The organism is Streptomyces erythrochromogenes (assembly GCF_040684695.1).
In the GTDB taxonomy this organism is placed as follows: domain Bacteria; phylum Actinomycetota; class Actinomycetes; order Streptomycetales; family Streptomycetaceae; genus Streptomyces; species Streptomyces erythrochromogenes_C.
Genome location: NZ_JBFBGM010000007.1, coordinates 96,163 through 109,804, shown reverse-complemented (window position 1 = coordinate 109,804; position 13,642 = coordinate 96,163). Strand labels below are relative to the sequence as shown.

The window sequence follows — 13,642 nt, the reverse complement described above, 5'->3', positions numbered from 1 at the left end:
CGGCGACCGACAGCACACCGCACGGCCGATGGACCGGCCGACCCGAGGGGAGCAGCTCATGACGGAAGCTCAGACCGCCGAGCGCGTCGCCGAACCCATCCGCGTCACCGCCCTCGGTACCGCGGCCGAAGGCCTCGTGCACCTCCTGCCCGACCATGACGACACCACCGCCCGCTGTGGCTTCACCGACTGGCACAGTCACATCATCTGCATCGACTGGTTCGAGGAGCGCACCTGCCCGCTCTGCCTCGCCGACCTCGCGCTCGACCTCGGCGCCGAGATCCCCGCCGACGTCCTCGCCGAGCTCGACGCGATGGCCGCGCCCTGGCCGGGCCGCTGGCTCCTGCGCCCCCGCGAGGGCGACCGCGAGCGCGTCGTAGGGGTCTGCGCCGGCCCCGGCGGCTGGGACGAGGGGCTCGAAGCCCTCGGGGCCCGCTACGACGCCGTCGGCCTCGACCTCTCCGGCGACGCCTGCGCCACCGCCGAGCGCGCCGGGCACCGCCGCATCGTCATCGACATCACCCTGCTCGACCCCGAACACCCCGCCCTGCGCTGGACCGTCGGCGTCATCATCTCCCCGCCCTGCCCGGCCTGGTCCACCGCGGGCAAGCGCGTCGGACTCACCGCGCAGTCCCTCCAAGTCCTCGCCGCCATGCTGCGCGCCGCCGGGGAGGCGGCCGGACACGGCGGGTACCGCGCCCGCTCCGGGACGACGTGGGCCGAGGTGCGCGCCATGGCGGCCGCCATGCCGGACCCGGAAGCCGGGCTCGTCGCCGAGGTGCTCATCTGGGCACTCGGCCTCCAGCTCCACGGCGAGACCCTGCGCTGGGTCGCCATGGAGCAGTCCGCGAACCTCCCCGACGAGGTGCGGGAGGCGGTCAGCTTCGAGCTGGCCCTGGCCGGCTGGTCCCAGCAGCAGTGGGCCGAGCTGGACGCGGCCGACTACGGAGTTGCCACCCACCGGCGCCGGGTCTTCTTCATGGCGGTGCGCCACGGCCGCATCCCCGGCTCCGTACGGTCCGGCCTGCCCTTCGCCGAGCAGACCCTGGCCGCCGCCCTCGGCTGGGCGCCCGGGGAGCGGGTCAACACCCGCGGCACGCGGGGACTGGACGCCAACGGCCGCCCCAAGGGCGGGAACACCTTCTCCGCGGACAAGACCGGCTGGTGCCTCACCGGCAAGGCCAGGACCTGGTACCGCGAGTCGGACGGCTACCGACTGACCGAGGCCGAGGCCGGACAGCTGGTCGGGTTCCTGCCGTCCTACCCCTGGCGCGCCTCGGAGCCGACGGCCCGCAAGGACTCCCGTACGAGCGCCTTCCAGCGGATCGGGGACGTGGTGTGCCCGCCCGTCGGCGCGGTCGTCCTGGGCGCCCTGACCGGCCGTCCGTGGCGCCGACCGGTCGAGGACTACCTCGGCCGGGTCTACCGGGGGGCCGAGGCAATGGCGCCGGTCGATGTGCCGCAGCAGCGCAGCGGGCGCGCCCCGGCGGACCGGCTGGCGCTGGCCGCGTAGGTCAGCCCGCGCAGGGTGGCGCAGTCCCGTGACTGCGCCACCGACGGCGGGACCGCCCGGCCGGACCGTCCCCGGACGTGCGGGCGGCTGCGCCGGAGAGCCGCCGAGCTGCGGGATTTCGGCGATTCGGAGGCCGTACTCGCCATGACAGTGATGTATGCCTGGTATAGTTGTCTCATGGTCGGTGGTGGCAGCCGACCAACCCAACCGAACTCACACCAGGAGAGTCATGACCCGACCGTCCTCCCCGAAGACCGGCTCCGTCCCCACCCGCGTCACGATCGACGGAATCCCCGCCTACCCCGCCGTCGTCGACCCGGCCGACCGCTGGAACGGCTTCGTCTCCCCCTTCTTCACCCTCGACACCGTCCGCCTGCTCTCCGCCGAGACCATCAAGGACGCAGCCAAGTACGGCTACGACTGCTCCGACACCATCCACGTCATCGACGGCGGCACAGACGGCAACGGCGCCCCGCGCGCAGTCGTACTCCACATCCGCTGGATGTACCTCGAAGACGAGGGCCCGGCCCAGGTCACCTCCGTCATCAACCCCAGGCCGGAAGACGGCCTCTACGGCATCGGCGGCTGGGAGTGGACGTGGTCCATCTCCACCTGGGACTGCGCGTGCACCAGCTGGTACTACCACGAGACCGACCCCTGCCCGAACTGCGGCGGCGAACGCCCCAGCCGCTTCGAGCTGGCTGCCTGAGCCATGCCCATCAACACCGCACCCCACCCCTCCACCTGCCTGGTCCTCGACCCGGACGGCCGTGGCACCGTCCTCCAGGTCACCTCCGTGCACAACCTCGACGGCGAGACCCTGGCCGAACGCCTCTACGAGGCCTACGCCATGACCACCGAGAGCAACGCGGAACTGCCCGAGGAGATCTCCACCGCAACCCTCATGGCCGCGCTCGGCGAGCAGACCGCCAACTGCGCGGAGGGCTGGCACACCTGGGCCAATGAGCCGACGCAGCAGGCCTGGGACACCGTCCGACCCTGGGCCGAACGGCAGGTCCGCCGCCTGTTCCCGGGCCTGACCTGGCGCATCGAGCCGGACCGGCAGTTCCTGCCGCCCACCGGCTGAGCCACCCCACCGGCGGGGCGGCGGCCCGACACCGGCCGCCGCCCCGCCTCCCCCTGCCGCCCCGGCCCCGAAGCGCCACCGCGCGCCCAATCCCAGGAGTGCCGTATGCCCACCATCCCCGTCCCCTCCGACCAGCTGCCCCGCCCCTGCCGCCGAGTCGTCTACCGGGCCGGCGCCTACAGCACGGTCCACCGATTCCGCCACGCCGCCGCCCACCTGGAGGCCTTCCGCACCGGCCGGCAGTGGCACGTCGACCAGCTGATGCCACGCACCGCACCGGTGCCCCGCGAAGCCGTCGTGCGCTGCGCCGCCACCCTCGCCGACGCCGTGGCCCAGGCGGTCGCCCGGATCGACCTCCGGGCTGTCCAGGCGCCCGACCACACGGACGACAACCTGCGCGCGTACGCCGCCGCGGGCTGGGACGTCCTCGACCCCGCCACCGGCCGCGCGATGGCCTGGGCCCGCCGCCACGTCGGTGACCCCTACCCGTGGCAGCCGGCCGAACACGAAGGCCTCGTCCCCGTGAACAGCAGCCGCAGCGCCGGCGCCGCCCTCGACGTACGCGAGACCCCCCGGTCGACGGCCCCCGGCCCGCTCGGGCCCGTCATCGTCGTACCGTGCAGCGGCATCAAGACGCCCACCAGGACAGCCCTGCCGGCCCGCGACCTCTACCGGGGCAGCTATCACCTCCTGTGCCGACAGGCAGCCGAGCGCCTCGCCGGCGCCACCGGCGACGTCGTCGTCCTCTCCGCGCAGCACGGCTTCGTCACCCTCGACGAACCGCTCTTCCCGTACGACCTGCGCATGGGCCAGCCCGGCTCCGTCACCGCCGAGCTGCTCGCCGCCCAGGCCGCGCAGCTCGGCGTCCTGCCCGGCCCGCGGCCGGTCGTCGCCCTCGGCGGCCGCGCCTACGTCCAGGCCGTCACGCAGCTGCGCCCGGACACCCTGCAGCCGCTCGCCGGCTGCCGCGGCATCGGGGAGCAGCGCGCCCGCCTTGCCCGGCTGGCGCGAGCCGAGCGGCCGCTCGAAGTCCTCCGTCAGCTGACCGCCGCGGCCGCGCCCACGGCCTGAACCCCGCCAAGCCAACTGGCCTCGCCCGTAACGGGCGAGGCCAGTTCTGCGTATCGGGAGCGGCAACGGGGACGGCTCTGAGCAGCGAAAACAGGGCCGAAGACCTCCCGGAGATGATGTATGTGATGTATAGTTGTCTTGTGGTCGACGGTGGCAGTCGACCACGACCGGAAACCCACACACCCTGGAGAACCGCATGCCCCTGGACTTCAACCACCCGCACGAATTCAGCTGCTTCGGCACGCTCCACCCCGACCACCTCGTTGCGTGGTCCTTCGGAGACCCCCACGTCGAGTGGGAGCTCACCGGCCTCTTCTCCGGCCCCGGCGCGTACACCACCGTCCCGCTCGACGACGAGACGGACATGCACTACCACCCCGGCGACCAGGGCGCTCCCAACACCGTGGCGCAGCACCTCGCCGCCCGCTACGGCTTCGACAGCCTCGACGTCCGGGGCCCCGTCCACTTCACCGGCCCGAGCGGCGAGACCGACCGCGCCCTGGGCATCGCCCCGGACGCCTTCGACGTCCTCTACGGCCGGGTCAAGGACATCTGCGCCGACCTCGGCGTCCGCACCTGGTGCAAGCTCCACCCCGGCGACACCGTCAGCGTCCGGTACACCGACCTGGAACGCGGCGACGTCTACTGGTTCCTGAACACCCCCCACCGCTTCCAGGGCTTCAAGGACTTCCCCGCCGACAGCAAGACGCTGGAGTTCATCCCGAACGCCCGCATCCTGGTCTGCGACGACGAGTTCACGATGACCGCCTACGGCACCTACCAGTGCCGCGCGGACCGCGCCCCCGCCGGGTACTGGCAGCGCACCGGCAACCAGCTCCTCAGCGCCTGACCCGCCCCCTCCCCCGGCCCGCCGCCGGGGGAGGGGCTCCCCAGCCGACGGCCGGCCGCACCGCCGGCCCCCGCACACCCCTCAGGAGGCACGATGCACACCACCCTTCAGGACTGCCAGAACGCCCTCGAAGCCGCCCAGGACCAGGCCCAGGGCCTCACGCGAACCCTCGCCGCCACCCTCGCCGACATGGACCCGAACGCCGCCTACCTGGTGCTGCGCAGAGACCCCCGCTCCGGCGAACTCCACCTCGACAGCCTCCGCACCGCCGGCGGCGGCACGCAGTGCGACTTCGACGACGTGGACACCCTCCCCGAGCTCACCGACCCCGAACTGCGCACGGCCTGGGGCCGGACCGACCCGCGCGACCCTCAGGCCCTGCTCCAGGTCCTCCGCCACCTCGACCGCCTCGGCAACCCGTTCGGCCGACTCCCCGACGCCGCCCAGGCGCAGGCCGACCCGTACGAGGACACGGCGGCCCTGCTGTGCCTCGTGGTCAACGCCGACGCGCCCGAGCCCGAGGGCCACGACCTGGAAGTGACCGTGTGTCTCGCCCTCACCGTGACCGAGGAGGTCACGTACGAGTTCACCTCCGAGGTCCGTCTCCCCGCGTACATCGCCAACAACCCGAGCGCCCTCCACGGCTACCTCGCCGAGAACGAGGAGCTCTGGCTCGACGACCTCGACCCCGTCAGCGGCGTCACCATCAACGAGCGCAGCCTGGACGGCGTCGAACTCACCCTCGCCGCCTAGACCTCCCACGACCGCATACGGGCGCTGAGGGCGCCCAGGAAGGCGCGAAGCGCATGCCGGAGTACAGCATCAGCTGGACCATCGAGATCGACGCGGAGACGCCCGTACAGGCCGCCTTCGCGGCGCTGGCTCTCCAGCGCGACCCCGCGTCCTGGGCCACGGTCTTCACCGTCCACACGGCCGACGGTGACGTGGTCGTCGATCTCAACCCCCACCAGCCGGGCCCGCCACGGCTGAGCGGCCCCTGGACGCTCACCGCGTAGCCCCGCACCTCCTCGCGCCCCGGCACGGCCCACCAGCCGCGCCGGGGCGCAGTCGTGCCCGGCGGCAGGACATCTCGCCGGCCGCGGAGGCAGCCGGGCGTTCCCTCCAGGCCCGCGGACACCGCCGGCGCGCGCCGGCGGCCCGGCCGGGGAGCCTCCACCGCGGCCGCCGCCTGCCCGCGGTCGGCCGCTTCGGCGCCGGCGCCCTGGAACCCAGGACGGGCCGGCGGCGGGCGCGCGAACGCCGCCGGCGTCCCTCGGGCATGCCGCTGAACAGGGGAAATAGAGGCCTGCGACGTTCCGAAAGTGATGTGTAGTTGGTATAGTTAAGTCATGGGTCGGCGGTGGCAGCCGACCCGCACCGAAAACCAACTCCCAGGAAAGGGGACCCCCATGCCCACCCTCCTGCAGGACGGCTATGCCCTGCTGGTCCAGCCCACCGGCGGATTCAGCCTGCTCGACTGGGACGCCGACACCTGCCCGCAGGACGCGCTCGGCGCCGACCAGGTCCGTTCCACCGACCTGACCACCCAGCTGATCATGTGGACCGACGAGCTGGCCGTCCCGCTCGGCCTCCCCGTCAACGCCCCCGCGCGCCAGCTCCTGCACAGCTACCAGGACAAGCCCACCCCGGTCCGTGGCGTGGCCGTCTTCACCGGATCCACGCGCGGCGGAGCGCTGCTCGGCCTCACCGAGGACCAGGCGCTCATGCTCGTCGACCGCTACTTCAGCCGTCACCGCGACGTCCCCCGGCCGCGACGCTAAACGCAGGTCACCCCGGGCCCCGGAACCGAATTCCGGGGCCCTCGAATTCGACGAAAGGAAAACCCGTGAAATACACCATCATCGGAGACTGGTACGAAGTCTGGGATCTCGCCCATTCGTTTGCGGTCGTCGCCGAGGGAGCTGATTTCGAGGAGGCCAAGGCGAACGCGGCCGCCGCGGTGCTGGAGGCCTTCCCGTGGCGCGCCGAAGAGGACGGCGAGATCCCCGAGACCCTCTGGGGAGGCGACAACGGCGCCTACGTCGTCGCCGCCTTCCTCGGAGACCTGGGCGCCCAGGCGGTCGACGCCGCGAGCTTCCGGCTGATCGCATGACCGCCACCGAGACGCAGACGTACACCGTCATCGGCCTGACCCTCGACGTCGAACGCACGGAGCTGCTCATCGCGGCCGTGGTCGCGGGCACCCTCGCCGACCAGGTCGCGCTGCTGGCCACCAGCGAGGAGGACTTCACCCGGTGGGCCGAGGAGTTCAAGGCCCCCGACCCGGACACCGCCGCGGACCTGGCCTACGCCTTCTGCCGCGACTTCGGCTACGCCGAGGAAGACACCGCCGGGGAGTACCTCCAGCGGATGCTGGCCGAAGCGGGCATCGAAGCCACCGGGGGCGCCCACCCGGGCTCCGGCTGCTCCTGGATCGCCGTCCCCACCCCCGACGGCTGCGAGGTCCTGCTCACCGGCCAGGACGGGCACGAGTCCGAGGTGGACTACCCGCTGACCGATCACGCCGGTTGGCTCGCCTGCGTCTACGACGCGGACGGCGTCGAGTTCACCGTCCTCTACGACTCGCACTCCACCGACCTGGCCGCCGACACCGCCGCCGCCGTCGCGGCCGTACGCGCCACCGTCACGCCCGGCTAGGCGCCCTCCCACCCTGCGCCCCCACCGTGCCCCTGCCGCACGATGGGGGCGCACTCGTGTTCCGGTCGGCAGCGGTACCGGGCGGCACGTGCCGGACTTCCTCCCGCACCCTTCGTGCCGGCCGCGGCATGGTCCAGCCCGCGCCGACGACGGGAGAAGCGCCGCCGGCTCCCTCGCCGCCGGCGAAAGGCGGGCGGCCGCCAATTCACCCAGGTGGGCGGGCTGATGAGGGCACCGAATAGTGATGCATGTGTGTTATGGTTGTCTTGTTGGTCGGCGGTGGCAGTCGATCACAAACCGAATCCACGCACAGCCCCGAGGAGACAGCCATGTCTGACACCCTGCTCCGCACCCTCGACCTCGTCGAGCCCGGCGACCTGGTCCTCTACCACGGCAGCAAGCCTGAGCACCACGGCCTCTACCTGGCCCAGCCGTGCGACTGCCTCGACTGCGGTGTGTCCGACTACCTCGGCATCGACGACGTCCGCTACCGCCTCGTCGACCCCTTCGCCGACGACCCGTACGCGTGCAAGGTGCACCACGTGCGCCGCGAGTCCATCACCCGGTCGGCCGCCAACGCCTGACCCCTCCCTGGGACGGGGGCGCAGCCACCCGGCCGCGCCCTCGCCCCGGGAGCCACCGCCCCGAAGGCCGGTGGAGACGTCCCAGCTGGCCGCACACCCCTCCCATTTGCACGAACTCACCTGGAGCCCTCGTGTCCCACACCGACTACCCCCTGACCGTGGACGGACTCTTTCTGGCCGAAGCCGCGCTCCGCGCCGTGCTGGACGCCTCCTGCGGCGCCAGGACGATGAGCCCCGAAGTCCTGCGCGAGCTCGCCGACCGGGCCGAGGCCGAAATCCTGCCGCGCGCCCTGAGACGCATGCTCCCCGACTACCTGCTGCGCTCCAAGGATGCCGAGCGCGTAGACGAGATCCGGGACCGGATCTACGACTTGATCCTGCCCGCGCTGAACAACGGACACCTGATCGATGCAGTCGAGCAGCCGCCCTACGCGTACATGCCGATGCCTGAGTACGCCGAGCCCGGCACGCTGCGCTGTGTTGCCTGTGGCGCCCATGACAAAGGCCTCGTGCGCCTCGTGCACACGCGTGGCGCCGACTGGGCATCGGCAATCGTGTGCCCCTCCCACCACGGGCACGAACTCACCCGCGCATGGCTGGCGCAGTTGGCCCCGCGCGAAGCCAACGCCTGACCCCTGCTCCGGGTGCCGCCACCCGGCTGCACCCCGAGCAGGGCGGCGGGGAGTGGCACTCCGCCGCCGAGGACACCGCTCACGGGCAGCCCATGACTGACAAGACCCTCATCAATGGCGCAGCGAACCGGGACAGCTTGGGCCCCGACGCGATGCGCTGGACCCCCGAGCCGGAGCAGCCGGCCGTTTCCGTGACGGACCTCTTCGGGGAGGCCATCCATGCGTACAGCCGCGCCAGCGCCCTCGCCGACGGGGTCCTGGTCGCCGTCGGCGACGACATCGCCCGCGAGGCCGGGTTCACGGTCCCCGTGGCCCTCACCGCGGCGGCGTGGGCCGACTGTGTCGCCTGGACGGAAGAGGACAACCGGCAGACCTACCAGGACGAGTCGGGACGCCTCTGGGACGTGCTTCGGATGACCCACTACGCCATCAGTCGTTCGAGCGACGGGAGCTCCAGCACCGTCGAGGTCTACCGCGTCCCCCGCGACGGAGAGAGCCACGAAAGCGAGCAGGCCCGGCTGCTCGTCACGTGCGGGCCCGGCGACGAAATGGAGCCCGTGCTCACGATCTCCCTGCCCGGCGAGGACTGACCGGCGAAAGCGGCGCCCACCCTGCAAGAGGTGGGCGCCGCGCATTCGCAGCGCTACCCACGTGCGGAAATTCCCTCGGAAAAGATCCACAAAGCCTCCCGGAAATGATGAATAAAGAGTATAGTTGTCTCATTGGTCGGTGGTGGCAGCCGACCAGGAACCGGAAGCAGACCGAGAGGAATCGGCATGACAATCACGTCGCAGGACCGGACCCCGTACGAGATCGAGCGCTCCGCCGCGCTGGTGATGGGCTTCGTCAACGCGGTGGGGGACGGCTGTCACCACCTCGCCGTCGCGGCATCCGCGAACGGCGCCACCCTCTCGGCCTCCGTGCCGTTCCACAACCACGGAGAGACGAGCGACCTGGACCCGGACGACGCCCTTATGGCCATGGAGATCCTCACCCTGGCCGCCGTAGTGGGCGGTGGCGCGGTCATCCGCACGCACCTCCCCAACCAGACCTCCGAAGTCAGGGGCTGGAAGCTGGTGGAGTTCTACGCCAAGCCGCTCAGCGCCTCGGAGACCTTCAGCGCCTACTGCACGGACCCGGAGACGGGCGAACTGATCCCGCCGGAGTGGGGCGTGGAGTACATGGCCGCACCCCGGCTGACGGTCTGAATCGGAGGCTCCGGGGCGCGGGCACTTGCCCGGCCCCCGAGCCGCTCCGGCCTGACCCTGTCTGCCCCTGTCCTGCCCGGTCTGCGTACGGGCGAGCCGCCTGCCGATGCCGTATCCGCGAGGGATGGAGCCCCCGAATGTCTGTCACCTTCTTTGCTGACTCTGCTTCCGAGGAAGTCAACATGGCCAACGCCAACGCGGCCCGTGTGCTGGGTGTGCTTGGGTACGACGAGTTGGCCGGTGATGCGGAGGCTGGCGACTTCCTTGGAAGGGTGTTGGTGGCGCTGGCGTTGGTGCCGGTGGATGCCGGACGCCCGGCGACGGCCGAAGGCCGTTTCGTCGTCTGTGGGCGCAGGGCGGGGTACATCCAGGAGCGGCTGGAGGAGCTGCACGAGCTGGCCGAGGGTGCGTGTGGGCGGAGCCTGCCGGTCTACTGGGGGTAGGGGGTAGGTCAGCGGTCCGATGCTGGCTTCTGCCCTTTCCTGTTCCGCTTGAGCCGTTGGGCGGCGAGGAGCAGTTGCCTGTATTGCCCGAGTGCGCGTCGTTGCTGGCGGGTTTTGCCGGGGGGTAGCAGGTCTGCGTAGCGCCAGGCTTCGCGTCGCATTGTCCAAGCTCGGGGATAGTCGCCCTCTTTGAAGGCGATGCGAAGGCCGACAAGGGCCTCGTTCAGGGCCATGAGGGCGTCTGTTTCCGGCACTGGCCCCTGAGGTGTGCGCTGGGCCGGCGTTTTGCTGCGCAGATCCCATGTAGGCCCGCCGCCGGTCAACCGGGCCCTCGGGCGGTTGTTGGTCAATGACGTCTCCCGTCGAGTCAGCTGGTTGTCACCGGTCTATTTGGTGAGTGTTGTTTGGGGCGCATTGTTGGTGGTGGGGGTGGGGTTGTGGCGGGTGTAGTACTCGGTGGTGAGGACCTGTTCGCGGGCGCTTGACGGTAGGCCAGCGATGAGTCCAGGGATGGCGCCTCGTTGGACTTCGGTGTGGTGGGCGAGGATGGCGGCGGTTTTCTGTTCGAGCCATGGGGATACGTCGATGGTGGCGGTGATCTGGTTGTCGGGGACGCCGTAGATGGTTCTGCCCGGGGTGGTCAGGTGCCTGCTCAGCTGTTGTGCGGCTGAGTAGGGGTGGGTGGCCAGGTAGAGGGCGCTGGGAGACCAGGGAGCGCCGGTACCTGGGTAGAGGAGTCCGAGGCCGGCTGCGTGGACTGCGAGCGCGGTGATCCGGTGGGTGTGGAGGTGGTCGGGGTGGCCGGTCAGTCCTCCGTACGCGTCGTGAGTGACGACGATCTCCGGGCGGAAGTCCCGTAAGTGCGCGACCAGGTCCCGCACTGCCTGGTCAAGGGGAGCGTCGCAGAGCCGCAACCGGCCGGGGGCTGACTCTGGTGCCCGCGCGTCAGCGTAGCCGAGCATCCGGGGTTTGCCGGCACCGAGGATTTCGAGTGCGTTGGCCAGTTCCGCGGCGCGTGGGGTGTCGGCGCCCCAGGTGGCGGTGATGACAGCGGTTCGGGCGCCGGCGGCGGCGTGTTGGGCGAGGACGCCGCCCGACCACAGCGATTCGTCGTCGGGGTGGGCGTAGACCGCAAGCAGGCTCGGTAGGGGCATCGTCGGGGCGCCTTCCGTCTGGGAGCTCGGATCATAGCCAGCTGGCCCTTCCGGGCGCGCTGCTCGCAGGCCCCTGCCTGCTGCCCCGGGTGTGGCTTGCTGTTCCATCATCTTGTCCGGGGTTGGGGTGATCGGGGCGCGGTGCTGCAGGGTCTGGGTGCTCCAGCGGCTCCTCGTATGTCTTGTCGCTTGCTCTGGCCGCATGCTCGGCCCGGGCCGAGTGCTGCGCACGCTGCGGCGAGCGGGAGGCGGGGTCAAGGCGCTGAGCCTCGTGGTCCGTTCACCTCGGGAAATCACTTCTGGAAAAGGGTCTCCGACACCCTCGCGAGTGATGAATGCATGCTATAGTTATCTTGTTGGTCGGCGGTGGCAGTCGGCCAGCGAAACCGAGAACACCCACTCTCAGAGGAGTTCATGATGACCACTCAGCCGAAGCCGGGCGAGGGTTCGGATCAGGTCTCTACCGGGACTGCCCCCGGGTATTTCATCGACGTGGCGGGGGTCGAGGACCCGTTCGTCCGGGGCCTGCTGGCCAGCTGCGCGACCGTGTTCGAGATCAAGCCCGCGATGGCGGCGCTGCTGACCAACGGCACACCCAGTATCGAGGGAGGGACCATCGAGCCCGGCGCGATGGTGCGCGGTGACGTGATCGTGGGCGAGGGTGCTGTCATCGAGGCAGGCGCGATGGTTGACGGTCCCGTGTACGTAGGGCCCGGCTCGGTGATCGCCATGGGCGCGCGCGTCCGTGATCACTCGGTCATCGGGCCGAACTGCCACATCGGGTGGGGGGCGGAGATCGCTCGTTCGCTGCTGGTGTCCGATGTGCGGATGAAGCACGTTTCGTTTGTCGGGGACTCGGTGCTGGGCCGTCACGTGAACGTGGGCGCGTTGGTCTCGACCACAGCTCTGCGCGTGAACGGCGGCCGGGTTACCGAGCCCGCGACAAAGGAGATCACCGTGCTCCTCGGCGACCGGCGCATCGGCACCGGACAGACGAAGTTCGGCTCGGTCGTGGCCGACGACACCGCCATCCCGGCGGGCGCGATCCTCCAGCCCGGGACCCTGATCGGTCCCCGCACCATCCTCTACCCGCGCGGACAGGTGGGCGGGTTCTTCCCCGCTGGCAGCCAGGTTCGCTGACCCCCTCTGGGCGGAGAGGCAGCTATGCCTCTCCGCCCCCTTCAACGGAAAGGAACCATCTCGTGTCCCGTCCCACCACGTGGCTTCCCCGCCACGAGTACATCCAGCAGGCTCCCAAGGCGATCGTCTACGCCTCGGTGTTCTTCACCGACACCGAGGACCGGGCCCTGTGCCTGCGCTCTCCCCACCGGGGTGAGGTGTGGCAGATCCCCGGCGGCGTCATGGACGAAGGTGAGACGCCCTGGGAGACCGCCGCGCGCGAAGTCCGGGAAGAAACCGGCATCGTCATCGCGGGCCCCCGCCCGCTTCTTCTCACCCACTTCGCCACCATCGACGCTGCGTGGAGCGTTCCGAGGATCGGGTTCATCTTCGATGGCGGCACCCTTCACACCGACGAGCTCGACACCATCACGTTGGACGCCGATGAGCACGACGGATGGGCCGTGCGGACCCTGGCCGACTGGGAAGCGGAGATGATCCCTGCGAACTATGCCAGGCTCAAAGCCGCCCACGCCGCGCGCCCCCACGCGGGATACAGCTACATCGAAACCCACGACACGGCAGCAACCACCCCGAGCAGCTGACCCATGGCCCTCAGTCGTCCTGCGGGCGGCTGAGGGCCTACGCCGGAGGGCCGGTGGAGACTCCGAGCCGTCCGAGAAGGGCAGGCACAACGTGCCCGAATCCAGTTGGTGTCGGGGTGTTCTGACGGCGTGATAGCCGTGATTAAGGAGGCCCGGAATGGCCTCCTTTTTCTTTTTCTGGGTGGCTTTCTTTTCGTTCCCGGGCGGGATGAATTCCCTTCACTATTCTCTGACGTGTCATCAGGTTCAGAGGTTGTAACGGTCCGTCCGTGACACACTGTCGGAGATATCGGAGTGACGCATCCCGGGCGTTCTGAGGGAATTCAAGGCGCCGGTAATTAGGCCGTAAGGCCGCCCCGGAATTCATCCGCGCACCCGCTCCCGTAAACCCGGCCGCCCGTGAAGACACCAGCCCCCGGCATGGCGCCCGGAAGGGCGCTGAAACCCCCTCAGGAAAACCCGCCCGCACCCCCACCCGAACCCTCCCGCCCCACACCCCCGCCCCCCCCGGACACCCCCACACACTCTCTCCCACCCCCACAGGCCCCGACAGGGGCCCACACCCCCACCCAGAACCCCCAGCAACCCCCCAACCAGCCACCACACATGACACCAAACCCCAGACCCTAGCCACACCCCCACAACAAAACACCCCCACACCCCCAAAGCTCCGAAGGAGCCCACACCACCCACCACCCCACCCGCCGACAGGCGGGCC

General features: G+C 70.6%; 18 protein-coding genes. 17 read left to right on the top strand and 1 reads right to left on the bottom strand.

The features are described from left to right. Positions 1-58 precede the first annotated feature (58 nt). The 15 genes from AB0O53_RS13825 (at position 59) to AB0O53_RS13755 (ending at position 10,046) form a co-directional block, all read left to right on the top strand. The gene (locus tag AB0O53_RS13825; protein ID WP_365195365.1) at positions 59-1,513 is read left to right on the top strand and encodes a DNA cytosine methyltransferase; all 1,455 of its coding nucleotides are present in this window, start codon (positions 59-61) and stop codon (positions 1,511-1,513) included. 229 nt (positions 1,514-1,742) lie between these two features. Further along, entirely contained in the window at positions 1,743-2,222 is a 480-nt protein-coding gene (locus AB0O53_RS13820; RefSeq protein ID WP_365195362.1) for a hypothetical protein, read from the top strand. Positions 2,223-2,225: 3 nt separating this feature from the next. Continuing rightward, on the top strand, positions 2,226-2,600 hold the full coding sequence (locus AB0O53_RS13815; protein ID WP_365195360.1) for a hypothetical protein: 375 nt from the start codon (positions 2,226-2,228) through the stop codon (positions 2,598-2,600). A 105-nt stretch (positions 2,601-2,705) separates the two neighbouring features. Next, positions 2,706-3,671, top strand: coding sequence for a DUF6884 domain-containing protein (locus tag AB0O53_RS13810; protein WP_365195358.1), 966 nt, complete (start codon positions 2,706-2,708; stop codon positions 3,669-3,671). A gap of 196 nt (positions 3,672-3,867) precedes the next feature. Then, positions 3,868-4,521 (top strand): hypothetical protein, encoded by a 654-nt coding sequence (locus AB0O53_RS13805; protein ID WP_365195355.1) that lies wholly within the window; start codon positions 3,868-3,870, stop codon positions 4,519-4,521. Between the two features lie 93 nt (positions 4,522-4,614). Next, positions 4,615-5,274 carry a hypothetical protein gene (locus tag AB0O53_RS13800; protein WP_365195353.1) on the top strand — a complete coding sequence of 220 codons (660 nt, stop codon included), beginning with the start codon at positions 4,615-4,617 and terminating at the stop codon, positions 5,272-5,274. Between the two features lie 53 nt (positions 5,275-5,327). Continuing rightward, complete coding sequence (locus tag AB0O53_RS13795; protein ID WP_365195350.1) at positions 5,328-5,537, top strand: hypothetical protein; 210 nt, start codon at positions 5,328-5,330, stop codon at positions 5,535-5,537. Positions 5,538-5,930: 393 nt separating this feature from the next. Next, positions 5,931-6,302 carry a DUF3846 domain-containing protein gene (locus tag AB0O53_RS13790; protein ID WP_365195348.1) on the top strand — a complete coding sequence of 124 codons (372 nt, stop codon included), beginning with the start codon at positions 5,931-5,933 and terminating at the stop codon, positions 6,300-6,302. A gap of 65 nt (positions 6,303-6,367) precedes the next feature. Further along, positions 6,368-6,634 carry a hypothetical protein gene (locus AB0O53_RS13785; RefSeq protein ID WP_365195345.1) on the top strand — a complete coding sequence of 89 codons (267 nt, stop codon included), beginning with the start codon at positions 6,368-6,370 and terminating at the stop codon, positions 6,632-6,634. Continuing rightward, the gene (locus AB0O53_RS13780; RefSeq protein WP_365195342.1) at positions 6,631-7,179 is read left to right on the top strand and encodes a hypothetical protein; all 549 of its coding nucleotides are present in this window, start codon (positions 6,631-6,633) and stop codon (positions 7,177-7,179) included. Before AB0O53_RS13785 ends, AB0O53_RS13780 begins: the two co-directional genes overlap by 4 nt. A gap of 329 nt (positions 7,180-7,508) precedes the next feature. Then, complete coding sequence (locus tag AB0O53_RS13775; protein WP_365195339.1) at positions 7,509-7,763, top strand: hypothetical protein; 255 nt, start codon at positions 7,509-7,511, stop codon at positions 7,761-7,763. Between the two features lie 131 nt (positions 7,764-7,894). Beyond that, on the top strand, positions 7,895-8,395 hold the full coding sequence (locus tag AB0O53_RS13770; RefSeq protein ID WP_365195337.1) for a hypothetical protein: 501 nt from the start codon (positions 7,895-7,897) through the stop codon (positions 8,393-8,395). Between the two features lie 92 nt (positions 8,396-8,487). Further along, entirely contained in the window at positions 8,488-8,985 is a 498-nt protein-coding gene (locus tag AB0O53_RS13765; protein ID WP_365195334.1) for a DUF6573 family protein, read from the top strand. A 186-nt stretch (positions 8,986-9,171) separates the two neighbouring features. Then, positions 9,172-9,603, top strand: coding sequence for a hypothetical protein (locus AB0O53_RS13760; RefSeq protein ID WP_365195332.1), 432 nt, complete (start codon positions 9,172-9,174; stop codon positions 9,601-9,603). 137 nt (positions 9,604-9,740) lie between these two features. Next, positions 9,741-10,046 carry a hypothetical protein gene (locus AB0O53_RS13755; RefSeq protein WP_365195329.1) on the top strand — a complete coding sequence of 102 codons (306 nt, stop codon included), beginning with the start codon at positions 9,741-9,743 and terminating at the stop codon, positions 10,044-10,046. A gap of 386 nt (positions 10,047-10,432) precedes the next feature. Here the strand turns inward: AB0O53_RS13755 and AB0O53_RS13750 are convergent, their stop codons facing one another. Further along, entirely contained in the window at positions 10,433-11,200 is a 768-nt protein-coding gene (locus AB0O53_RS13750; protein ID WP_365195326.1) for a PIG-L deacetylase family protein, read from the bottom strand. Between the two features lie 414 nt (positions 11,201-11,614). Here AB0O53_RS13750 and AB0O53_RS13745 point away from each other — a divergent pair, with 414 nt between their 5' ends. Further along, entirely contained in the window at positions 11,615-12,340 is a 726-nt protein-coding gene (locus AB0O53_RS13745) for an LbetaH domain-containing protein (RefSeq protein WP_365195323.1), read from the top strand. A 62-nt stretch (positions 12,341-12,402) separates the two neighbouring features. Then, on the top strand, positions 12,403-12,924 hold the full coding sequence (locus AB0O53_RS13740) for an NUDIX domain-containing protein (RefSeq protein WP_365195321.1): 522 nt from the start codon (positions 12,403-12,405) through the stop codon (positions 12,922-12,924). The last annotated feature ends 718 nt before the right edge of the window (positions 12,925-13,642 follow it).